34 protein-coding genes are annotated in these 21,330 nt (G+C 65.1%); all 34 read left to right on the forward strand.

Annotated features, from left to right (window positions below; genetic code table 11):
* Positions 1–104 (forward strand): EF-Tu C-terminal domain-related protein (locus tag IEY49_RS19315; protein ID WP_189007335.1); only part of this gene is annotated, 104 nt, incomplete at its 5' end.
* Between the two features lie 6 nt (positions 105–110).
* Entirely contained in the window at positions 111–434 is a 324-nt protein-coding gene (rpsJ, locus tag IEY49_RS19320) for a 30S ribosomal protein S10 (protein WP_012694006.1), read from the forward strand.
* Positions 431–1,051, forward strand: coding sequence for a 50S ribosomal protein L3 (gene rplC, locus IEY49_RS19325; protein WP_189011777.1), 621 nt, complete (start codon positions 431–433; stop codon positions 1,049–1,051). Before rpsJ ends, rplC begins: the two co-directional genes overlap by 4 nt.
* A 3-nt stretch (positions 1,052–1,054) precedes the next feature.
* A complete protein-coding gene (rplD, locus tag IEY49_RS19330; protein WP_189011779.1) occupies positions 1,055–1,675 on the forward strand; it encodes a 50S ribosomal protein L4 in 621 nt (206 codons plus the stop codon).
* The gene (locus IEY49_RS19335) at positions 1,672–1,959 is read left to right on the forward strand and encodes a 50S ribosomal protein L23 (RefSeq protein WP_189011781.1); all 288 of its coding nucleotides are present in this window, start codon (positions 1,672–1,674) and stop codon (positions 1,957–1,959) included. The genes rplD and IEY49_RS19335 overlap by 4 nt, the downstream gene beginning before the upstream one ends.
* Before the next feature lie 13 nt (positions 1,960–1,972).
* Positions 1,973–2,806: a 50S ribosomal protein L2 gene (gene rplB, locus IEY49_RS19340; protein WP_189011783.1), complete on the forward strand. Its 834-nt coding sequence runs from the start codon at positions 1,973–1,975 to the stop codon at positions 2,804–2,806.
* A 12-nt stretch (positions 2,807–2,818) separates the two neighbouring features.
* On the forward strand, positions 2,819–3,106 hold the full coding sequence (rpsS, locus tag IEY49_RS19345; protein WP_012694001.1) for a 30S ribosomal protein S19: 288 nt from the start codon (positions 2,819–2,821) through the stop codon (positions 3,104–3,106).
* Entirely contained in the window at positions 3,103–3,522 is a 420-nt protein-coding gene (gene rplV, locus IEY49_RS19350) for a 50S ribosomal protein L22 (RefSeq protein ID WP_189011784.1), read from the forward strand. The genes rpsS and rplV overlap by 4 nt, the downstream gene beginning before the upstream one ends.
* Positions 3,522–4,268, forward strand: a complete 747-nt coding sequence (gene rpsC, locus IEY49_RS19355) for a 30S ribosomal protein S3 (RefSeq protein WP_189011786.1) — start codon at positions 3,522–3,524, stop codon at positions 4,266–4,268. The genes rplV and rpsC overlap by 1 nt, the downstream gene beginning before the upstream one ends.
* Positions 4,268–4,693: a 50S ribosomal protein L16 gene (gene rplP / locus IEY49_RS19360; RefSeq protein WP_189011832.1), complete on the forward strand. Its 426-nt coding sequence runs from the start codon at positions 4,268–4,270 to the stop codon at positions 4,691–4,693. The genes rpsC and rplP overlap by 1 nt, the downstream gene beginning before the upstream one ends.
* Positions 4,680–4,883 carry a 50S ribosomal protein L29 gene (rpmC, locus tag IEY49_RS19365; protein ID WP_189011788.1) on the forward strand — a complete coding sequence of 68 codons (204 nt, stop codon included), beginning with the start codon at positions 4,680–4,682 and terminating at the stop codon, positions 4,881–4,883. Before rplP ends, rpmC begins: the two co-directional genes overlap by 14 nt.
* Positions 4,880–5,164 carry a 30S ribosomal protein S17 gene (gene rpsQ / locus IEY49_RS19370; RefSeq protein ID WP_012693996.1) on the forward strand — a complete coding sequence of 95 codons (285 nt, stop codon included), beginning with the start codon at positions 4,880–4,882 and terminating at the stop codon, positions 5,162–5,164. Before rpmC ends, rpsQ begins: the two co-directional genes overlap by 4 nt.
* On the forward strand, positions 5,161–5,565 hold the full coding sequence (gene rplN, locus IEY49_RS19375; RefSeq protein WP_022800312.1) for a 50S ribosomal protein L14: 405 nt from the start codon (positions 5,161–5,163) through the stop codon (positions 5,563–5,565). The genes rpsQ and rplN overlap by 4 nt, the downstream gene beginning before the upstream one ends.
* On the forward strand, positions 5,565–5,912 hold the full coding sequence (rplX, locus tag IEY49_RS19380; protein ID WP_444542418.1) for a 50S ribosomal protein L24: 348 nt from the start codon (positions 5,565–5,567) through the stop codon (positions 5,910–5,912). Before rplN ends, rplX begins: the two co-directional genes overlap by 1 nt.
* 62 nt (positions 5,913–5,974) lie before the next feature.
* The gene (gene rplE / locus IEY49_RS19385; RefSeq protein ID WP_189011790.1) at positions 5,975–6,514 is read left to right on the forward strand and encodes a 50S ribosomal protein L5; all 540 of its coding nucleotides are present in this window, start codon (positions 5,975–5,977) and stop codon (positions 6,512–6,514) included.
* Positions 6,515–6,526: 12 nt separating this feature from the next.
* Positions 6,527–6,712, forward strand: coding sequence for a type Z 30S ribosomal protein S14 (locus tag IEY49_RS19390; RefSeq protein WP_012693992.1), 186 nt, complete (start codon positions 6,527–6,529; stop codon positions 6,710–6,712).
* A gap of 248 nt (positions 6,713–6,960) precedes the next feature.
* Positions 6,961–7,362 (forward strand): 30S ribosomal protein S8, encoded by a 402-nt coding sequence (rpsH, locus tag IEY49_RS19395; RefSeq protein WP_189011791.1) that lies wholly within the window; start codon positions 6,961–6,963, stop codon positions 7,360–7,362.
* Positions 7,363–7,441: 79 nt separating this feature from the next.
* Positions 7,442–7,999 carry a 50S ribosomal protein L6 gene (gene rplF, locus IEY49_RS19400; protein WP_189011792.1) on the forward strand — a complete coding sequence of 186 codons (558 nt, stop codon included), beginning with the start codon at positions 7,442–7,444 and terminating at the stop codon, positions 7,997–7,999.
* Positions 7,999–8,337, forward strand: coding sequence for a 50S ribosomal protein L18 (gene rplR / locus IEY49_RS19405; protein ID WP_189011793.1), 339 nt, complete (start codon positions 7,999–8,001; stop codon positions 8,335–8,337). The genes rplF and rplR overlap by 1 nt, the downstream gene beginning before the upstream one ends.
* Positions 8,327–8,857: a 30S ribosomal protein S5 gene (gene rpsE / locus IEY49_RS19410; RefSeq protein ID WP_189011794.1), complete on the forward strand. Its 531-nt coding sequence runs from the start codon at positions 8,327–8,329 to the stop codon at positions 8,855–8,857. The genes rplR and rpsE overlap by 11 nt, the downstream gene beginning before the upstream one ends.
* A complete protein-coding gene (gene rpmD, locus IEY49_RS19415) occupies positions 8,854–9,021 on the forward strand; it encodes a 50S ribosomal protein L30 (RefSeq protein WP_189011795.1) in 168 nt (55 codons plus the stop codon). Before rpsE ends, rpmD begins: the two co-directional genes overlap by 4 nt.
* Positions 9,018–9,482: a 50S ribosomal protein L15 gene (gene rplO / locus IEY49_RS19420; RefSeq protein ID WP_189011796.1), complete on the forward strand. Its 465-nt coding sequence runs from the start codon at positions 9,018–9,020 to the stop codon at positions 9,480–9,482. Before rpmD ends, rplO begins: the two co-directional genes overlap by 4 nt.
* Positions 9,482–10,801 (forward strand): preprotein translocase subunit SecY, encoded by a 1,320-nt coding sequence (gene secY, locus IEY49_RS19425; protein ID WP_189011797.1) that lies wholly within the window; start codon positions 9,482–9,484, stop codon positions 10,799–10,801. Before rplO ends, secY begins: the two co-directional genes overlap by 1 nt.
* A 304-nt stretch (positions 10,802–11,105) precedes the next feature.
* Complete coding sequence (locus IEY49_RS19430; RefSeq protein WP_189011799.1) at positions 11,106–11,708, forward strand: adenylate kinase; 603 nt, start codon at positions 11,106–11,108, stop codon at positions 11,706–11,708.
* 151 nt (positions 11,709–11,859) lie between these two features.
* Entirely contained in the window at positions 11,860–13,158 is a 1,299-nt protein-coding gene (locus IEY49_RS19435; RefSeq protein ID WP_189011801.1) for an SWIM zinc finger family protein, read from the forward strand.
* Complete coding sequence (locus tag IEY49_RS19440) at positions 13,155–14,645, forward strand: DUF5691 domain-containing protein (protein WP_189011803.1); 1,491 nt, start codon at positions 13,155–13,157, stop codon at positions 14,643–14,645. The genes IEY49_RS19435 and IEY49_RS19440 overlap by 4 nt, the downstream gene beginning before the upstream one ends.
* The gene (locus IEY49_RS19445; RefSeq protein WP_189011805.1) at positions 14,642–15,748 is read left to right on the forward strand and encodes an ATP-binding protein; all 1,107 of its coding nucleotides are present in this window, start codon (positions 14,642–14,644) and stop codon (positions 15,746–15,748) included. The genes IEY49_RS19440 and IEY49_RS19445 overlap by 4 nt, the downstream gene beginning before the upstream one ends.
* A gap of 9 nt (positions 15,749–15,757) precedes the next feature.
* On the forward strand, positions 15,758–17,944 hold the full coding sequence (locus IEY49_RS19450; RefSeq protein WP_189011807.1) for a DUF5682 family protein: 2,187 nt from the start codon (positions 15,758–15,760) through the stop codon (positions 17,942–17,944).
* The gene (locus IEY49_RS19455) at positions 17,941–19,122 is read left to right on the forward strand and encodes a VWA domain-containing protein (RefSeq protein WP_308424680.1); all 1,182 of its coding nucleotides are present in this window, start codon (positions 17,941–17,943) and stop codon (positions 19,120–19,122) included. Before IEY49_RS19450 ends, IEY49_RS19455 begins: the two co-directional genes overlap by 4 nt.
* A 189-nt stretch (positions 19,123–19,311) precedes the next feature.
* Positions 19,312–19,554, forward strand: coding sequence for a translation initiation factor IF-1 (gene infA, locus IEY49_RS19460; RefSeq protein WP_012693978.1), 243 nt, complete (start codon positions 19,312–19,314; stop codon positions 19,552–19,554).
* Between the two features lie 107 nt (positions 19,555–19,661).
* On the forward strand, positions 19,662–19,775 hold the full coding sequence (gene rpmJ / locus IEY49_RS19465) for a 50S ribosomal protein L36 (protein WP_012693977.1): 114 nt from the start codon (positions 19,662–19,664) through the stop codon (positions 19,773–19,775).
* Positions 19,776–19,777: 2 nt separating this feature from the next.
* Entirely contained in the window at positions 19,778–20,158 is a 381-nt protein-coding gene (gene rpsM, locus IEY49_RS19470) for a 30S ribosomal protein S13 (RefSeq protein ID WP_189011808.1), read from the forward strand.
* 3 nt (positions 20,159–20,161) lie between these two features.
* Complete coding sequence (gene rpsK, locus IEY49_RS19475) at positions 20,162–20,557, forward strand: 30S ribosomal protein S11 (RefSeq protein ID WP_012693975.1); 396 nt, start codon at positions 20,162–20,164, stop codon at positions 20,555–20,557.
* A 140-nt stretch (positions 20,558–20,697) separates the two neighbouring features.
* Entirely contained in the window at positions 20,698–21,318 is a 621-nt protein-coding gene (rpsD, locus tag IEY49_RS19480; RefSeq protein WP_189011818.1) for a 30S ribosomal protein S4, read from the forward strand.
* Positions 21,319–21,330: the final 12 nt, after the last annotated feature.

Here is a 21,330-nt window from a genome sequence, read left to right on the forward strand (position 1 = left end):
TCGACCTGATCAAGCCCATCGCCATGGAAGAAGGTCTGCGCTTCGCCATCCGCGAAGGTGGCCGTACCGTCGGCGCCGGCGTCGTCTCCAAGGTCCTGGAGTAATAGAACATGGTTGCCCCGAAAATTCGTATCAAACTGCGTGGCTTTGACCACAAGGCCCTGGACCAGTCCGCGAGCAAGATCGTGGACACGGTCCGGCGCACCGGGGCGGACGTGAGTGGCCCCGTGCCGCTCCCCACCCGCATCCGCCGCTTCTGCGTGCTGCGCAGCCCCTTCAAGTACAAGGACGCCCGCGAGCACTTCGAGATCCGCACCCACAACCGTCTGGTGGATATCATGAATCCCACCAAGAAGACGATTGACAGCCTGATGACCCTCGACCTGCCCACCGGTGTGGACATCGAGATCAAGACGGTGGGAGGCCGCGCATGAAGGGCATCCTCGGCACCAAGGTCGGCATGACCCAGATCTGGAAGGGCGACCGCGCCGTTCCCGTGACGGTCGTGCTGGCGGGTCCCTGCCCTGTCGTGCAGCGCAAGACCTCCGTGACCGACGGCTACGAGGCCGTACAGATCGGCTTCGCGCCCAAGAGCGAGAAGCGCGTGAACCGTCCCGCCGCCGGGCACTTCAAGAAGTACGGCGTCTCGCCCGTGCGTTTTCTGCGCGAGTTCCGGAACTTCAACCCTGACAGCGACACCGTCAGTGTGGACATCTTCGCTGAAGGCGAGAAGATCGACGCGACCGGTACCAGCAAGGGTAAGGGCTTCCAGGGCGTTATGAAGCGCTGGAACTTCAAGGGTGGCCCCGCGAGCCACGGCTCCAAGAAGTGGCACCGCCGCCCCGGTTCGATCGGCCAGCGCAAGACGCCCGGCCGCGTGTACAAAGGCAAGCGCATGGCCGGCCACATGGGCATGGACCGCATTACCGTCCAGAACCTGGAAGTGGTGGAAGTTCGCGCCGACGAGAACCTGATTCTCGTCAAGGGAGCGATTCCCGGCGCCAACGGCGGTCTTGTCGTGCTGCGCCAGGCTGCCAAGGGAGGCAAGTAAGACATGGCGCAGATCAACGTCATCGGTAAGAACGGGGGGCGCACCATCGACCTCGAACTGCCGGAAGTGAACACGGCCATCCTGCACGACGTGGTGACCTGGCAGCTGGCCAGCCGCCGCCGTGGCACGGCCAGCACCAAGACTCGCGCGCAGGTCAGCAAGTCCGGCAAGAAGATGTACAGCCAGAAGGGCACCGGTAATGCCCGTCACGGCGACCGCAGCGTTCCCACCTTCGTGGGCGGTGGCGTGGCCTTCGGCCCCAAGCCCCGCAGCTACGGCTACACCCTGCCCCGCAAGGTCCGTCAGCTGGGCCTGGCCATGGCCCTGGCCGACCGTCAGGACAGCGGCAAGCTGATCGCGGTGGACGGCTTTGACCTCGACGGCAAGACCAAGAGCTTCGTCTCCTGGGCTGCGCAGAACGGCCTGGACGGCAGCGAGCGTGTGCTGATCGTCACCGACGACGCCCAAACCCGCCAGGGTGCGCGCAACGTCGCCTGGGCGACTGTGCTGCCTGTCGCCGGTCTCAACGCCTACGACATCCTGCGTCATGACCGCCTGGTGATCGACGCCGTCGCCCTGGAGCCCGCGCAGGACGAGTCGCAAGAGGAAGGAGTGGAGCAATGAGCCACTACGACATCATCCAGAAGCCCGTGATCAGTGAGAAGGCCTACGCCGGCATGGAACGCGGCGTGTACTCCTTCTGGGTCAGCCCGAACGCAACCAAGACGGACATCAAGAGCGCTATCCAGAAGGCGTTCGACGTGACCGTGGTGGGCATCAGCACCATGAACGTCCGTGGCAAGCGCAAGCGCGTGGGCCGTTTTATCGGACAGCGTGCAGATCGCAAGAAGGCCATCGTGCGCCTCGCCGAGGGCCAGACCATTGCTGCCCTCGAGGGCCAGGCCTAAGGAGATCTGAAACATGGCCGTCAAGAAATACCGTCCCTATACCCCCAGCCGTCGCCAGATGACGACTGCGGACTTCAGCGGACTGACCAAGAAGCGCCCCGAGAAGGCCCTGACTGAAGCGCTCCCCAAGACCGGCGGACGCAATAACCGTGGCCGCATCACCAGCCGCTTTATCGGCGGCGGGCACAAGCGCCTGTACCGCATCATCGACTTCAAGCGCCGTGACAAGAGTGGCGTGAGCGCCCGCGTGGCCGCGATCGAATACGATCCCAACCGCAGCGCCCGCATCGCCCTGCTCAACTACGCCGACGGCGAGAAGCGTTACATCCTGGCTCCCGAAGGCCTGCAGGTCGGCGCGACCATCAACACCGGTCCTGAAGCCGAGCCCAAGCTGGGTAACGCCCTGCCCCTGCGCTTTATCCCCGTGGGTGCGGTTGTGCACGCCCTCGAACTGGTTCCCGGCAAGGGCGCCCAGCTCGCCCGCAGCGCCGGCACCAGCGTGCAGGTCCAGGGTAAGGAAAGCGAGTACGTCATCGTGCGCCTGCCCAGCGGCGAACTGCGCCGCATCCACACCGAGTGCTACGCCACCATCGGTGCCGTGGGCAACGCCGAGCACAAGAACATCAACCTCGGTAAAGCCGGACGCAGCCGCTGGCTCGGCCGTAAGCCCCATCAGCGTGGATCGGCCATGAACCCCGTAGATCACCCCCACGGCGGTGGTGAAGGCCGTACCGGCGCAGGCCGTCAGCCTGTCAGCCCCTGGGGTCAGCTGGCCAAGGGTCTCAAGACCCGCCGCAAGCGCAAGAACAGCGACCGTTTCATCGTCACCCGCCGCGGCGGGAAGTAAGGAGGGTAGAGCATGCCCCGCAGCCTCAAGAAAGGCCCGTTCGTGGATGATCACCTCCTGAAGAAGGTGGACGCCCAGAACGAGCGTAAAGACAAGCGCGTCATCAAGACGTGGAGCCGCCGCTCAACCATCGTGCCGGAAATGATCGGTCACACCATCGCCGTGCACAACGGCAAGCAGCACGTGCCGGTGTTCGTCAACGAGCAGATGATCGGCCACAAGCTTGGTGAATTTTCCCCCACCCGCAGCTACCGCGGGCACGGCGCGGACAAGAACGCCAAGGGGAGCAAGAAGAAATGACCGCCCCCACGCCTGAATTTCGCAACAAGAAGCAGCGCAAGCAGCAGGTCAAGCTGCGCACGCCCGGCAAGGCCATCGCCAAGTACGTGCGTATGAGCCCCCGCAAGGTGCGTCTGGTCGTGGATGTCATTCGCGGCAAGACTGTGCGTGACGCCGAGGACATCCTGCGCTTTCTGCCCAAGAGTGCCTCCGAGCCCGTCGCCAAGGTGCTCAACAGCGCCAAGCACAACGCGCTGCACAACGACGAGATGCTCGAAGACCGCCTGGTCATCACCGCCGCCTACGTGGACGCTGGTCCGACCCTCAAGCGTCTGATCCCCCGGGCCCGTGGCAGCGCCAACATCCTCAAGAAGCGCACCAGCCACATCACCATCATTGTCGGCGAACGCGCCGAAACCCGTGGGGGCAAACGCTAATGGGCAACAAGATTAACCCGAACGGCTTCCGCCTCGGCATTACCCGTGGCTGGAATAGCCGCTGGTACGCCGGCAAGAAGCAGTACGCCGGCCTCTTGAAGGAAGATGAGAAGATCCGCAAGCTCGTGGACAAGAAGCTGGCTGCTGCCGGCATTGCCCGGGTGGAAATCGAGCGCGCTGGCCAGCAGGTCAACGTCATCATCTCTGCGGCCAAGCCTGGCATCGTGATCGGTAAGGGCGGCGACAGCATCAAGCAGCTGCGCGCTGACATCGAGCGTCTCGTGAGCGCCGGTACTGTTGCCGTGAACGTCGCTGAGATTCCCAACCCCAACATCAGCGCTCCGCTGGTCGCCCTGCGTATCGCTGAGCAGATCGAGCGCCGCTTCGCGTTCCGCCGCGCCATGAAGCAGGCGGCGCAGCGCGTGATGGAGTCCGGTGCCCGTGGCGTCAAAGTCGTGCTGAGCGGCCGTCTGGGCGGTGCCGAGCAGGCTCGCCGTGAGACCGTACGCGAAGGCCGTGTGCCGCTGCACACCCTGCGCGCCGACATCGACTACGGCACTGCGCTGGCCCGCACCACCTACGGCATCCTGGGCATCAAGGTCATGGTCTTTACCGGTGAGGTTATCGGCGGCCGGACCGAGACCATCGCCCGTCCCCAGCGCCGCAACGACGAGCGCCGTCCCGAAGGTGGCGACCGCGCCAACCGCCGCCGCCCCACCGCGCGCCGCCGCGCCGGAGGTGAATGATGCTTCTTCCGAAGCGCACCAAGTACCGTAAGCAGCACCGTGGCCGTATGACTGGCGACGCCAAGGGCGGCGACTATGTGGCCTTCGGTGACTTCGGCCTGATTGCCCTGGAGCCCGCCTGGATCCGTAGCAACCAGATCGAGGCCTGCCGTATCGTCATGAGCCGTCACTTCCGCCGTGGCGGGAAGATCTACATCCGCATCTTCCCCGACAAGCCGGTGACCAAGAAGCCCGCCGAGACCCGAATGGGTAAGGGGAAGGGTGCCGTGGAGTTCTGGGTGAGTGTCGTCAAGCCCGGCCGCGTGATGTTCGAAGTTGCTGGCGTGACCGAGGAACAGGCCAAGGAAGCTTTCCGCCTGGCCGGCCACAAGCTCCCCATCCAGACCAAGATGGTCAAGCGCGAGGTCTACGATGAAGCCCAGTGACATGCGTCAACTCAAGGCCGAGGATTTCCAGAAGGAAATCAACAGCCGCAAGAAAGAACTGATGGAGCTGCGCTTCCAGGCCGCCATGGGAAACCTGGCCCAGCCGCACCGCGTCACGCAACTCCGCCGCGAAGTCGCGCAGCTCAACACCATTCGCGGTGAGCAGCTGCGCGCGGGAGAGCAGAAATGAAGAAGACCTTCACCGGCGTCGTCGTGAGCGACAAGGCCGACAAGACCGTCAGTGTCAAGGTGGAGCGCCGCTTCGCTCACCCCCTGTACGGCAAGGTTGTGACCCGCAGCCACAAGTACGCGGCCCACGACGAGAACAACGAGTTCAAGATCGGTGACCGCGTCGAGATCCTGGCTGTGCGTCCCATCAGCAAGACCAAGACCTGGAAGGTCACCAAGCTGATTGAGCGTCCCCGCGGCATCGAGACCACCGCCGTGGAAACTGAAGGGGGTAACGCATGATCATGCCTCAATCCCGCCTCGACGTGGCGGACAACAGCGGTGCGCGCGAAATCATGTGCATCCGCGTGCTGAACAGCGGTATTGGCGGCAAGGGCCTGACCACCGGTGGTGGCGGTAACAAGCGCTACGCCCACGTCGGTGACATCATCGTGGCCAGCGTCAAGGACGCCGCTCCCCGCGGCACCGTGAAGGCCGGCGACGTGGTCAAGGCCGTGGTCGTGCGCACCAGCCACGCCATCAAGCGCGCCGACGGCAGCACCATCCGTTTCGACAAGAACGCCGCCGTCATCATCAACAACCAGGGCGAGCCCCGTGGTACCCGCGTCTTCGGACCGGTGGCCCGTGAACTGCGTGACCGCCGCTTTATGAAGATCGTGTCCCTGGCCCCGGAGGTGCTGTAATGCCCCGTCCCAGCGCCGGAAGCCACCACAGCGACAAGCTGCACGTCAAGAAGGGTGACACTGTTGTCGTCCTGAGCGGCAAGCACAAAGGCAAGTCGGGCAAGGTTCTGCTCGCGCTGCCCCGTGACCAGAAGGTCATCGTGGAAGGCGTGAACCTGGTCACCAAGCACGTCAAGCCCAGCGCCAGCAACCCCCAGGGCGGCATCGAGCAGCGTGAAGGCGCGCTGCACGCCAGCAAGGTGTCCATCGTGGATCCCGAAACCGGCAAGGCCACCCGTATCCGCAAGCAGATCGTCGACGGTAAGAAAGTGCGCGTCGCGGTCGCCAGCGGCAAAGTTATCGACTGACACTCAGGGTCAGGCGCCCAATGCCTGACCTGAGCGGCCCTTTCCGCTCGAAGAGAGGCAACATGCAGACCCTCAAGACCAAGTACAACGAGCAGGTACGCCCTGCCCTGATGCAGCAGTTCGGCTACTCCAGCGTGATGGCCGTGCCGCGCATCGAAAAGATCGTGATCAACGAAGGCCTCGGCAGCAGCAAGGAAGACAGCAAGGCCATTGACAAGGCTGCGCGTGAGCTGGCCCTGATCACCCTGCAAAAGCCCATCATCACCAAGGCCAAGAAGAGCATCAGCAACTTCAAGCTGCGTCAGGGCATGCCCGTGGGCGTCAAGGTCACGCTGCGCAACGAGCGCATGTACGTGTTCCTGGAGAAGCTGGTCAACATCGGCCTGCCGCGTATCCGCGACTTCCGTGGGATCAACCCCAATGCCTTTGACGGCCGCGGTAACTACAACCTCGGCATCAAAGAGCAGCTGATCTTCCCTGAGATCACCTATGATATGGTCGACAAGGTGCGTGGCATGGACATCACCATCGTGACCACCGCGAAAACCGACGAGGAAGCCCGCGCGCTGCTCCAGGCGATGGGACTCCCCTTCCGCAAGTAAGGAAACAGGTAAATGGCGAACACCTCGAAAGTTGTCAAGGCGGCGCGCGGCCATAAATTTGCCGTGCAGAACTACAGCCGCTGCTCCCGTTGTGGCCGCGCACGCGGTTACTACCGCTTCTTCGGCATGTGCCGCATCTGCATCCGCGAGATGGCACACAAGGGCGAACTGCCCGGCGTGAAGAAGAGCAGCTGGTAAGATAGACTCTCGTGCGCCAGTCCCCGCACCCTGTGCGAGGCTGGCATGCGATCTGTGCAGGCCCAACTGGATACGAACCGTTCCCATTTGAGCGGTGATCGTCCACACGGGAGAAGACCCAACAGAAGAAGCGTCTGGAACGGCAGACCCACATTCCACGGGAAGAAACGTGCGCCTCAGCAGACAGCTGTAGGCGCCACCCGCCGGGGCCTCTGTGTCCAAAGCGCACATGCCCCCGGAGGAAACCCATGCTGAGTGATCCCATCGCCGACATGCTCACGCGCATCCGCAACGCGACGCGCACCCACAAGGAAACCGTGGACGTCCCGGCTTCCAACTTCAAAGAGCAGCTCGCCAACCTGCTCGTGGCCGAAGGCTACGTGGCTGGCGTCGAGCGCACCCGTCCCGAAGGCGCGCCGGCCGACATGCTGCGTCTGACCCTCAAGTACGGCGCCAAGCGCGAGCAGGTCATCAAGCACATCGAGCGCATCAGCCGTCCTGGCCGCCGCGCCTACGTGAGCGCCGAGAACCTGCCCCGCATCCAGCGCGGCATGGGCGTTGCGGTGGTCTCCACCAGCAAAGGCCTGCTGCCCGACCGCGAAGCCCGCAAGCTGGGCGTCGGCGGCGAAGTTATCTGCGTTCTCTGGTAATCCGGCCCCCCTAACCGGTTTTCCAGCTTCGGTCCTGACCACGGCCTGCCTCTGAGCGGCCGACACTTAAGGAGACACTATGTCCCGCATCGGTAAACAACCCATCGCCGTGCCCAGCGGCGTGACCGTGAACGCCCAGGAAGGCATGTTCAGGGTCAAGGGCCCCAAAGGTGAACTGACCGTTCCCTTCAACCCTGATCTCACCATCCGTGAAGACAACGGCCAATTGCTGGTCGAGCGTCCCAGCGACCGCCAGGAGCACCGCGCCCTGCACGGCCTGACCCGTACCCTGGTGGCCAACGCCGTCAAGGGTGTGAGTGACGGCTTCACCATCAACCTGGAACTGCGTGGCGTCGGTTACCGCGCCAAGCTCAATGGCAAAGCCCTGGAAATGACCATCGGCTACAGCCACCCTGTGGTGATCGATCCGCCCGCCGGCGTGACCTTCACCGTGCCCGAACCCACCAAGATCGACGTGAGCGGCATCGACAAGCAGCTCGTCGGCCAGGTGGCCGCCAACGTCCGCGAAGTTCGCAAGCCTGACGCCTACCACGGCAAAGGTGTGCGTTTCGTTGGTCAGCAGATCGCCCTGAAGGCCGGTAAGGCCGGCGCCACGGGCGGGAAAGGGAAGAAATAATGGCTGCCCAGACCTCCATCCGCCGCAAGCTGCGCGCCCGCCGCAAGGTTCGCATCGCCGCTGGCGAGCGCCCGCGCCTGAGCGTATTCCGCTCCAGCAAGCACATCTACGCCCAGATCATCGATGACAAGAACGGCACCACGCTCGCCGCTGCTTCCAGCGCTGTCGTGAAGTCCGGCAACAAAACCGACACTGCCGCTGCTGTCGGCAAGGCCTTGGCCGAAGCTGCCAGCGCCAGGGGTGTCAAGCAGGTGGTGTTCGACCGCGGCCAGTACAAGTATCACGGACGCGTGAAGGCGCTCGCAGACGCGGCGCGGGAGGGTGGCCTTGACTTTTAATCGTCGTAACGACCGCAACGTGGAGCGCGAGACCAGCGAATTCGAAGAGAAGATGCTGTTCGTCAACCGCACCAGCAAAACCTATCAGGGTGGCCGCCGCTTCCGTTTCGCCGCGCTGGTGATCCTGGGCGACCGCAACGGCCGCGTGGGCATGGGCATCGGCAAGGCCAAGGAAGTGCCCGTGGCCATCGAGAAGGCCAAGAGCATCGCCCGCAAGAATATGATTCAAGTGCCGGTCGAGAACGGCACCATCCCCCACGAGATTGTCGGCGTGAACAGCACCAGCCGTGTGCTGCTCAAGCCTGCTGGCCCCGGTACCGGCGTGATCGCGGGCACCGTGCCCCGCTCGATCGCCGAGCTGGCTGGGATCACCAACATGCTGTCTAAAGAACTGGGCAGCCGCAACAAGGTGAACGTGGCCTACGCCGTGTTCGACGGTTTCAAAAACCTCCGCACCGCCAAGCAGGTCCGCGCGCTGCGCGGCACCGAGGCGGCGCCCGTTACTGGAGGCGCGCAGTGAAAATTACCCTCAAGCGCAGCGTCATCGGCCGTCCCCAGAGTCAGGTGGACACCGTCAAGGCGCTGGGCCTCAAGAAGATCGGTGACAGCCGTGAAGTCCAGGACAGCCCTGCCATCCGTGGCATGGTGAACACCGTCAAGCACCTGCTGGAGGTGGAAGCGTGAAGCTCCACGAACTCAAGCCCGCCGAGGGCAGCCGCAAGAACCGCAAGCGCGTCGGTCGTGGCCCCGGCGGCACCGACAAGACCGCTGGGCGCGGTCATAAGGGCCAGAAGTCGCGCAGCGGCGCTGGCAAGGGCAGCTTCTTCGAAGGTGGCCGCAGCACCCTGATCAGCCGCCTGCCCAAGCGTGGTTTCAACAATGTTGGCACCACCTACGAAGTCATTAAACTGGGCCAGCTGGGCGCACTTGAAGGCGACACCTTTGACCGCGAGGCCCTGATGCTGGCCGGTCTGGTCCGCCGCAAGAACTGGCCGGTCAAACTGCTGGCCACCGGTGAAGTGACCCGCGCCGTGACCGTGCATGTGGACGCCGCCAGTGCCGCTGCCGTCAAGGCTGTGGAAGCTGCCGGGGGCAAGGTCATCCTGCCGACCCGCCAGACCGAAGACGCCCAGAAGGCGGAGTAATGCTCCGCGCCTTCCGCGACGCATTCCGGATTCCGGATCTTCGGCGGAAGATTGTCTTCACCCTGCTGCTGCTTGCCGTCTATCGCCTGGGGAGTGCTATTCCCACCCCAGGCGTGAACAGTGCCGCCCTGAGTCAAGCGAACTCGGGCGGCCTGTTCGGCTTGATCAGCATGATCTCGGGCGGCAATCTTTCGCAGTTCTCGATCTTTGCGCTGGGGGTGCTGCCGTATATCACGGCCAGCATCGTGATCCAGTTGATGACCACCACCATTCCCGCCCTGGAAAAGCTCTCCAAGGAGGGTGAGGAAGGTCGCAAGAAGATCAACCAGTTCACCCGTTATGCAGCAGTTGGTCTGGGGACCTTGCAGGCTCTGTTTTTCTCGCTGTACATCAACAGCAACCCGTCGTTCATTGCGGTGGGCTGGGAGCCGGGCCTGTTCACCATTCTGGTGATGGTGCTGACCCAGGTCGCGGGTATCGCCTTCACCATGTGGATCGGCGAGCGCATCACCGAGGTGGGGGTCGGCAACGGGATCAGCCTGATCATCACCGCCGGTATCATCGCGGTGTATCCGACCGAGATCGCCAATACGGCCGAACTGTTCCGCACGGACGCCGTTCAGTTGATGCCGCTGCTGGCCTTTATCGCCGTCATCATCGCGACCATCGCGGGCATCGTATATATCTACCAGGCCGAGCGCCGCGTGCCCGTAACTTACGCACGGGCACGGGGTGGAGCAGCCGGGCAGGCACGCGGAGCCGGGCAGGCCACCTGGCTGCCCATCAAGGTCAACCAGGCCGGCGTGATTCCAGTGATTTTCGCCAGCGCCATGCTGATTCTGCCCAACCTGGTCGCCAGCGCCACCGAGACCCGGGCGCCGGAGGTCAGTGCCTGGATCAACTCGAATCTGGTGTTCGGTGCGCCGCTGTACATTGCCCTGGAAGCGGCGCTGATCTTCGGGTTCACTTACCTGTACAACAGCGTGCAGTTTGACCCCAAGCGCATCGCGGAGCAGTTACGTGAAGCGGGCGGGTTTATTCCCGGCGTCCGCCCTGGCGTACCCACGGCCGAGTTCCTGGGTGGTATCAGTGGCCGTCTGAGCCTGTGGGGGGCGATCTTCCTGGTGATCCTGACGATCTTCCCGCAGGTCGTTCAGCGCGCCACTGGCATCACCACGTTTCAGTTCTCGGGGACGGGCCTGCTGATTATTGTGGGGGTCGCGCTTGAGACCCTCAAGCAGCTGGAAGCGCAGCTCACCGTGCGGCGCTACGACGGCTTTATCAGCAAGGGCCGGATCCGCAGCCGCCTGAACAACTAGACCTTACAGGCTGTTCGGGGCCTCCTGCCAGGGTGCGGGAGGCCCCGGCTTTTTGTGCGCTGTGGGTCACCACCCGGGGGACATCTGAGCATGCATTGTGTGGAATCGGCCAGAACGCCCTATGCTGTAGACCAACTGTCGGGGGCCTGCAGGAGGCGTGCGTGGAGTCGACCCCCGCGCCGGGGCCCAAAGTCGCCTCTGGCCTGTAGAGGCATGAGTGTGGGCAGGCATTCGAACTGGGGCGGCACCCACCGGGAGTCCCGCGCCGCGAACGCCATGAAGCCAGGAAAAAAGGAGCGCTAACTTGACGCAAACGGAAAATAAGGTCGTGATTTTTCTGGGCCCGCCTGGTGCGGGCAAGGGCACACAGGCCGAACGTCTGGCCGCAGAGCAGGTCCTGAGCAAGATCAGTACCGGAGACATTCTGCGCGAGCACGTGGCGCGGGGCACCGAGCTCGGTCAGCAGGTCAAACCGATCCTGGATGCAGGACACCTCGTTCCCGATGACATTCTGATTGCGCTGATTCGCGACAAGCTGGCGGGGATGTCACCGGTGCGCGTGATCTTTGATGGCTTTCCGCGCACTGGCGCGCAGGCTGAAGCGCTGGACTCGTTGCTTGAGGACCTGGGGGCTCCCGTGACCGCAGTCCCGTTGCTGGAAGTGCCGGATCAGGTCCTGATCGACCGGATCGTCGAGCGTGGGCAGCAGGCCCAGGCACGCGGAGAGGCCGTGCGCAGCGACGACAATGAAGAGACGGCCCGCCGGCGTCAGCAGGTGTACCGGGAACAGACGCAGCCGCTGATCGATTACTACGCCGGGCGCGGCCAGCTGTATACGGTCAATGGTGTGGGGAGCCTGGACGAGGTCTACGACCGGATTCTGAAAGGAATGCAGAACACCGAATAGCTCCCGTATCAGGTTGCAGGAGGCCCGGTTGATATGGGCCTCCTGCAACCTTTTTCGTGGAGCGCCGGCAGACTCCACATCTGCGATTGCGGGCACAGTGTGACTCTGCTACAATTACGTTTAAAGCGTAATATCCCCAGAGGTTTAAACGATGGCTCTGACTCCTGACAGTATTTTTGCTTTGGCGCCCGATGGCGGCAGTGCCTCCAGCGCGCGAAGTCTGGCCACACCCACCCGTTGGCCGGTCCTCAACGCGCCCGGTGGTGTGCTTTGGGGCCATTGCCAGGGAAGCGGCAAGACTCCTTATCTGACAGCTGTAGACCTTGACGGGTATGCGAGCAAATGCAGTTGCCCCAGCCGGAAATTTCCCTGCAAGCACGCCCTGGCGCTGATGCTGTTGTCTGTGTCTCACGCCGGCAGCTTCGGTGCCGGAGTTTCCCCCGAAAGCATCCAGGCCTGGCTGCAGGGCCGCCAGCAGCGCGCCGTTCAGAAAGTGGATCAGGAGGCTGCGGTTGCCACAAAGGACGTGGACCCCGCCGCATGGGCCAGGCGCCGCGCCGCCCGTGAACGAAAAGTCTCGGGCGGGCTGGCCGGTCTGGATATGTTCTTGCAGGATCTGGTGCGTGACGGTCTGGCCCATGCCGCCGCCCGCCCCTATACCGACTGGGACACCCAGGCCGCCCGGCTGGTGGACGCCCAGGTCCCAGGCGCCGCCCGGCAGACCCGCCGTATCCCCGAACTGCTGGGTGATCCGGCCGCGCTGCTGGCCCATCTGGCGCAGCTGCACCTGTTATGCGAAGCCTGGGCACGCCGCGAGAAGCTGGAAGCGGAACAGCAGGCTGACCTGCGCGCGGCTCTGGGATTCCCCCTGAATCAGGCTGACCTGCCGGCGGCGCAAGCGGCGCGCTGGGATGTGCTCGGGCAGATCACGCTCAGCGAGGATGACCTGACCACCCGCCGCACCTGGCTGCGCTGCGGCGGACAGGACGCTCTGCTGCTGGACTTTGCCGCAGCGGGACGTGCCCTGTTGCCCGGGCTCCCGGTCGGGCAGAGCATAGAGGCCGAGGTCAGTTTTGCTCCCTCTGCGGCTCCTCAGCGGGCTGTGATCCGGGGCGAAGTCCGGAGCGCTGCGCCGTTGGGCGCCTTGACGGGGGTCACCCTGGAGGCCCTGCTCGACACCCATGCCCAGGCTCTGGCGCGAAATCCCTGGCGCGAACGCACGGTCCATCTGCTGGGCCCCGTCTGGCTGCTGCCGGGCTGGCAGGTTGTGGATGAAGCCGGACACGCCCTGCCGCTGGCCGGTGACGAGCGCCTGCTGCTGGGGCTGCTCGCCCGCAGTGCCGGTGGGCCGGTGACGGTTTTTGGAGAGTGGGACGGCCTAGGCTTTCTGCCGCTCAGCCTGCGGGGCCCGTCGGGAGTCACGCCGCTGCGGCGCCGGGAGCCGTCATGAACGATTTTCACGCCCTGCTGGCCTGTGCCCTGGTGGGAACTTCACGCGCGGCCCTGCCGGTCCACGAGGACCCACCCCTGGCGGATCTGCTGAACGCTCTTGCGGGCACCCCGGAACAGGTGCTGCTCTCGCGTGCCTCGCTGGCGGCCAGCGTCCGGCAGGCCGGACGGGCTCCGGACCGCGCTGCCGCTGCGCTGCCGGTCGCGGCTCCCCAGGAGCCTCAACCCGAAGCCCCACCGTGCGCGGCCCGGCACCTGCCGCTGGTCCTTGGTACTCCCCTGCTGCCGGAATGGCTGCAACTCTGTGCCGCCGCCGGCTGGCACGTGCCACCGGACTCGCTGCCTGAGCTGCTGGATCTGGCCCGGCATGACACCAGCCTGCGTGAACAGCTGCGTCCGGTGCTGGGCGAGCGCGGCGTGTGGCTCTGTGCATTCAATCCCGACTGGCGCTTTTTCTCTGGAGGGGAGGCGGCCTCAGGCCCGGAGCCGGAGGCCTGGGAAGAAGCCAGCGAGACCGGCCGTGAGGGCATGTTTCGCTCGTGGCGTGCCAGAGACCCGCAAGCAGCGCGCGAACTGCTGCGCCTTCACTTCGCTGCAGAGCGGGTCGGGACCCGCCGGCGCCTGCTGTTGGCCCTGCTCGACACCCTGGGCCCAGAGGACGCCGTGCTCGAACCTCTGCTGGAAGAGGCCCTGAACGACCGCAGCACCGAGGTGGCTCATCTGGCCCGTGAGGTGGTGCGCTCCTGGCCAGGCAGTGCCCTCAACCTCCGCTATGCGGCGCGGGCCCAGGCGGTGCTGCCGGATGGCCTGGGCGTGCGTCTGGCGGCGGGAGAGGACGTGGCTTTGCCCCTCCCACCCACGCCAGACCCGGACCTGAAGCGTGACGGGCTCCTCGACCCGGACCGGCGGGACGGCCACACTGGCGTGTCGCTGCTGCGCGTTTTAGTAGGTGCGGCCCATCCACAGGCTCTGCTGGACATGCTGGACCTGTCACCCGCGCAGCTTGTGGCGCTGGCCGCTCAGGTGGATGCGCTGGACGCCCTGGCGGCCCGCACGGTGGTGACCCGGCATGCTTCCTGCGCACAGGCCCTGCTGCCCCACTTTCCACGGGAAGCCGGCTTGCTGCGCCTGGGTCCGGTGGCCGCACTGTACGCCCAGCTCAGGCAGGTGCTGGCGACCCGGCAGGCGGACGAAGCGCAGCACCTCCTTGAAGTGCTGCCCAGTCCCTGGCCGGCTGACCTCAGCCGGGACGTCGTGCAGACGCTGCGTGACCGACTGGACAATATGACCTCGTACTCCGCCTGGGACGCGTCCTGGCAGCGGCTGCATGCCCTGACTTCGTTGCGTGCCGACCCCACCACGCCCTCACCCGAGCCCCTGTCCGATGCTGCCCTGGAGTTTGCCCACCGGGCGCTGGGTCAGCTGCTGGGCACCCTCAGCCTGCGCGCGCAGATGCACGCTGACTTTCAGCAAGGAGCCACGTCATGACCCACGCCGACCAGATCCAGGCCCGCCCCGACGTCCAGCGTCAGCATGCCGAACAGGCCTATGCCCATGAGCTGGCCGCACTCGCCGCACACGACGACCGGCCACGTCCACCCTGCTGGAACCTCAGCCCCCAGGCAGTCCTGACCTATCTGCTGGGTGGACGCTCAGGCGACGGTACCCCAATTTCGCCCAAATACATCGGCGAGCGGCGGCTGATGGAAATTGCCGTGGCTACCCTGGCCACCGACCGGGCCCTGCTGCTGATCGGGGTGCCGGGCACCGCCAAAAGCTGGGTCAGCGAGCACCTGGCGGCAGCGATTTCCGGCGACAGCACCCTGCTGGTTCAGGGCACCGCTGGCACCAGCGAGGAAAGCATCCGCTACGGCTGGAACTACGCGCGCCTGCTGGCCGAGGGCCCCAGCCCGGCTGCACTGGTGGAAAGTCCCATCCTGCGTGCCATGCGGGACGGAAAAATTGCCCGGCTGGAGGAACTGACCCGCGTCCAGAGCGACGTGCAGGACACCCTGATCACGGTGCTGTCGGAAAAGACCCTGCCAGTGCCGGAACTGAACACCGAGGTGCAGGCGGTGAGAGGCTTCAACCTGATTGCCACCGCCAACAACCGCGACAAGGGTGTCAACGACCTGTCCAGCGCCCTGAAGCGCCGTTTCAATACGGTAGTGCTGCCGGTACCGGACAGCCTGGACGATGAGGTGAGCATCGTGGTTCAGCGCGTGACCCAGCTGGCGGCAGCCCTGGAAATTCCAGCTGCCCCTCCCGCACTGGAGGAAGTGCGGCGCATCGTGACTGTCTTCCGCGAACTGCGTGCCGGGGTCACCGAGGACGGCAAGACCAAACTCAAGAGCCCCAGTGGCAGCCTCAGCACCGCTGAGGCGATCAGTGTGGTTAACCAGGGACTGAGCCTCGCGGCACACTTCGGCAACGGGGAGCTTGGAGCACACGACACGGCCGCGAGCCTCGTCGGTGCGGTGATCAAGGACCCGGTACAGGACGGCGTGATCTGGCGCGAGTACCTGGAGACGGTGGCCCGCAAGCGTGACGACTGGAAGGCGTTTTACAAGGCGTGCAGGGCAGTGAGCTGAGTACGGCGCATGAGTGAGATCTCCCTGTTTCCCATCCGGCATCACGGGCCCGGCAGTGCACGCAGCCTGGAACATGCCCTGAACCATCTTCAGCCGGATCTGTTCCTGGTCGAGGGCCCGGCAGACGCCGATCCGGTACTGCCTTTCCTGACCCGCTCCGACCTGCAGCCTCCCGTGGCTCTGCTGGGCTACGTCGCCGACGACCCGTCCAGAGCCTCGTTCTGGCCCTTTGCTTCGTTCAGCCCGGAATTCGTGGCGTTTCGCTGGGCCGCCGCCGCCGGTGTCACCGCACGTTTCATGGACCTGCCCGCCAGCGCGACTCTGGCCCAGGAGAAAACGCCGGACACCGGGGATGACCTGCACACCGACCCGCTGCGCCTGCTGGCCGAGGCGGCCGGCCATTCCGATTTCGAGCGTTGGTGGGAAACACTCGTAGAGGCTCGCGGCGATGATTTTGAGGTTTTCGGGGCCGTTCTGGAAGCCATGCAGGCTGTCCGGGGGGACGCCCCGCCCGCCTCGGGGACAGAAGCGCAGCGCGAGGCGTTCATGCGCCAGACCCTGCGCGCGGCTCACAAGGAAGGCTTCCAGAGGGTGGCAGTGGTGTGCGGGGCCTGGCATGCTCCGGCCCTGGACCTGGGGGGCTTCCGGGCGAAGGACGACGCCGCGCTGCTCAGGGGCCTGCCCAAGGTCAAAGTCAACCTGACCTGGGTACCCTGGACCCACGGGAGGCTTTCGGTGCACAGTGGCTACGGCGCCGGTGTGCGGTCCCCCGGCTATTACCATCATCTGTTTACGACCCCCGAACACGTGACCGAACGCTGGTTCGCCCGGGTGGCCCGGCTGCTGCGCGCCGAGCGGCTGGACGCCAGCAGCGCCAGCGTGATCGAGGCCACCCGGCTGGCCGGTACCCTGGCGGCGCTGCGTGGCCGGCGTCTTCCGGGATTGGACGAGCTGAACGAGGCGGCCCTGAGTGTCTTTGGCTGGGACAGTGACCTGCCCCTGCGCCTGATCGAGCGGCAACTGGTGGTGGGGGAGACCCTGGGCCGGGTCCCGGAAGACACACCGAGCGTGCCTCTGGCTCAGGACCTGGCCCGGCAACAGAAGCGGCTGCGGCTGAAGGTGCAGCCGGACCCCCTGGACCTGACGCTGGACCTGCGCGAGGATCACGATCTGGCCCGCAGCGCGCTGTTTCACCGCCTGAACCTGCTGGGGGTGCCGTGGGCCCAGGCGCGCTACAGCGGCGGGCGCGGCACCTTCAAGGAGGCCTGGGCGCTGGCCTGGGCCCCGGAATTCAGTGTCCGGCTGGTCGAGGCCAGCCGCTGGGGCCAGACGGTGGAGTCGGCCGCGACCTCCCACGCCATGAACCGCGCCCGGGAGGCAGGCACCCTGGGTGACCTGACTGCTTTGCTGGAAGCGATCCGGTACGCCGACCTCCCGGGGGCGCTGACTCCGGCATTGTCGGCCCTGGATGCCCGCGCGGCACTCAGCGCGGATGTAGGGGACATGCTGTCGGCGCTGCCGCCCCTGGCCCGGCTGGCCCGCTACGGCGACGTCCGGGGCCGGGTGACCGGTGATCTGAAAGCCACCGGCACCTTCCGCACCCTGCTGACCCGCGCCAGCGTGGGCCTGCCCACTGCTGCGACCGGTCTGGCCGAGGACGCGGCCACCGAGTTGCGCACCCAGGTGCAGGGAGCCGACGCGGCCGTGCGCCTGCTCGACGACCCGGAGGCCCTGGGCGAGTGGTACGCGGCCCTGCATGAACTGACTACCCGGGACGATATCCCACCGCTGCTGGCGGGAGACGCCGTGCGGCGGCTTCGGGACGGCGGCGAACTGGACACGCTCACGGTCGGACGGTACATGGAACTGGCCCTGGCTCCGGCCCAGCCGCCGCAGGCGGTGACAGCCTGGCTTGACGGATTTCTGGGCCAGAGCGGAATTCTGCTGACCCACGACCGCGCCCTGCTCTCGCTGCTGGACAGCTGGCTGACCGGGCTGGACGCGCCGGTGTTCCAGGAGGTGTTGCCGCTGCTGCGCCGGGTCTTCAGCCGTTTCGAGAAAGCCGAGCGGCGCGCCATCGGTGAGGCCCTGCGCCATGACGGCAGCCGGGGGCAGGCGGGGCAGTACGCCTTCAATGAGGAACGTGGTCTGCGCGCCGTGCCGGTGGTCGCCAGGATGCTGGGGGTGGGTTCATGACAGGCATGAATGACGAGGCCCGCCGGCGCTGGCGTCTGGTGCTGGGTGGGGGTGACGCCGATGGTCTGGGGGGTGAAGGTGCTGCGCTGAGTATCGAGGATCGGCGCATGGACCAGGCGCTCAGTGGGCTGTACGACGCCGAAACCGGTCCGCGGCGTGCAGGCCTGGGAGCTAGCGCGCCCAAGGTGGCACGGTGGCTGGCGGACCTGCGGGAGTTCTTCCCGACCAGCGTGGTCCGGGTGATGCAGGCGGACGCCATCGAGCGCCTGGACCTTACCCGGCTGCTGTTCGAGCCGGAAATGCTCGAATACGTGGAGCCGGACGTGCATCTGGTGGGCACGCTGCTCAGCCTGAAGGGGGTGATGCCTGCGGCGGCCAAGGACGCGGCCCGTGGGGTGGTGCGGCAAGTCGTAGACGATCTGACCCGGCGCCTCGAGGAACCCACCCGCGCTGCCGTCAGCGGCAGCCTGAGCCGCGCCCAGCGCAACTTCAGGCCCCGCCCCAGCGAAATCGACTGGGACCGGACCATCCGCGCCAACCTGAAGAACTACCTGCCAGACCGCACTACCGTGATTCCCGAGCGCCTGATCGGCATGGGGCGCAAGCGTCGCAGCCTGCGAGACATCGTGCTGTGCCTGGATCAGTCGGGCAGCATGGCCTCCAGTGTGGTGTATGCCGGTGTCTTCGGGGCGGTCTTGTCGTCGTTGCCGGCAGTGGAAACCCGGGTGGTGGCCTTCGACACCGAGGTCGTGGACCTTTCCGAGCACCTGGAAGATCCCGTGGACCTGCTTTACGGCGTTCAGCTGGGTGGCGGAACGGACATCAATCGGGCACTGGCCTACTGTCAGGGTGTCATCCAGCGTCCCGAGCAGACCATCCTGGTGCTGATTTCTGACCTGTACGAGGGCGGCAACGAACGTGAGATGCTCGCGCGGGCCCGCAGCCTCAAGGACGCCGGAGTCAACATGATTGCCCTGCTGGCCCTGTCCGATGACGGCTCACCGAGCTACGACCACCGTGTGGCGCGGGCCTACGCACAGCTGCAGATACCAGCATTCGCATGTACGCCCGACCACTTTCCTGCACTGATGGCCGCGGCCATTCGGGGTGATGACGTCGCCACCTGGGCGGGCGAGCAGGGCCTGGTGGTGCGTGGAACGGTCGAGCATCTGGACTAGGTCTTTTGAGCCTGCGCCCGTGTGCCGTACAAGTTGATCGGCCTACCACTGTCCTGAAAAGCAGGACAAACGAAAGGGCAGGGTCGTGCGTGGATCAACTGTCTGCCTTGTCTTGCTCTGCGGTTCGGGGTCATGATACCTTTACGTTTGGCTTGTATCAGGCCTGGAGGTTGCGTGGCAAGACGAAAGATGCCGGAACAGCGGGAAAAGCGTAAGAAGGAAGAGTCCGACACTGTGCGGGCTGAGGGTGTGGTTGAAGAGGCGCTGCCGAACACCACGTTCCGTGTGAAGCTCGATACCGGGCACGACATCCTGGCTTACATCAGCGGCAAGATGCGTATTCACTACATCCGCATTCTGCCGGGAGACCGCGTGGTTCTGGAGATCAGCCCCTACGACACCACTCGTGGGCGCATCGTCTACCGCAAGTAACGGCCAGGCAGAGGTACCCAACAGATTCCCCACCTGCCAAGGTGGGAGGGGGGTCGAGCGCTGCTCGAAAAGCACCATGATTGGTGCGGCGGCGCGAGGAGGAAGCAATGAAAGTTCGTAGCAGTGTCAAGAAGATGTGCGACAACTGCAAAGTGATCCGCCGCCACGGGCGCGTGTTGGTCATTTGCTCCAACGTCAAGCACAAGCAGAGGCAGGGTTAAGCATGGCACGTGTAGCTGGTGTTGACCTGCCCCGCGAAAAGCGCATTGAAATTGCGCTCACCTACATCTACGGCATTGGCCTGACCCGCAGCAAGCAGGTTCTCTCGCAGACCGGCATCAATGCCGACACCCGCGTCAAGAACCTGACCGAAGCGGAACAGAGCACCCTGCGTGACGCCATCGAAAAGACCTTCAAGGTCGAAGGTGACCTGCGCAGCGAAGTCGGCCAGAACATCAAGCGTCTGATGGACATCGGCGCCTACCGCGGCCTGCGTCACCGCCGTGGTCTGCCCGTGCGTGGTCAGCGCACCAAGACCAACGCCCGCACCCGCAAAGGCCCGAAAAAGACCGTTGCCGGGAAGAAAAAGGCGACGAGGAAGTAAGCCATGGCGAAACCCACCAAAGGCAAGGCACCCCGTCGCGCCCGCCGCAACATCAGCGCCGGCCGCGCGTACGTGCACGCGAGCTACAACAACACCATCGTCACCATCACGGACCTGGACGGCAACTCTGTCGCCTGGAGCAGTGGCGGGACCATCGGCTACAAGGGCAGCAAGAAGGGTACCCCCTACGCTGCCCAGTTGGCCGCCGCTGACGCCGTGAAAAAGGCCCAGCAGACCTTCGGCATGAACATCGTCGACGTGATTGTGCGTGGCTCGGGCTCCGGCCGCGAGCAGGCCATCCGCGCGATTCAGGCCTCGGGCATCGAAGTGAAGTCCATCATGGACGACACCCCCGTGCCTCACAACGGCTGCCGCCCCAAGAAGAAGTTCCGCGCCTGAAGCGCATGCGCGCGCCCACCTGCCCCGTTTCCGCTGCACCCGTGCTGAAGCCGCACCACCGGCGAGGAAGCGGGCACCAGAGGGCCGCAGACCCGGTTTGAGGGCGCCTAAGCCCTCAAACCGCACAGGAGAGTTAAGACATGGGTCGTTTCCGTGGTTCCATCACCAAGCTCAGCCGCCGCGAAGGCATCAACCTCGCGGAGACTGAAAAAGTCCAGAAGTACCTTGACAAGCGTCCCTACGCGCCCGGCCAGCACGGCCAGCGCCGTGGCCGTGGCCGCCCCAGCGACTACAGCGTCCGTCTGCGCGAAAAGCAGAAGCTCGCGCGTCTGTACGGCATGGGCGAGAAGCAGTTCCGCAACCTCTTCGAGGAGGCCGCGAGTGTTCCTGGCGTGACTGGCACTGTGTTCCTGCAGCTGCTGGAACGCCGCCTGGACAACGTCGTGTTCCGCATGGGCTTTGCCAGCACCCGCCGTCAGGCCCGTCAGTTCGTGGGCCACGGCCACATTCTCGTGAATGGCAAGAAAGTCGATATCCCCAGCTACCGCGTCAAGATCGGTGACGAGATCAGCGTCTCCGAGGGCAGCCGTCAGATGGGCTTCGTTCAGGAAAACATGGAAGCGCAAAAGCGCCGCCGCGTCAGCCCCTGGGTCGAACTGGATGTCGACAACTTCAAGGGCACCTTCTCCCGCCTCCCCGCGCGTGAAGACCTCGCCCTGCCTATCAACGAGAACTTCATCATCGAGTACTACTCGCGCTAAATCAGGAGGCCC

It is taken from the genome of Deinococcus malanensis (assembly GCF_014647655.1).
GTDB lineage: Bacteria > Deinococcota > Deinococci > Deinococcales > Deinococcaceae > Deinococcus > Deinococcus malanensis.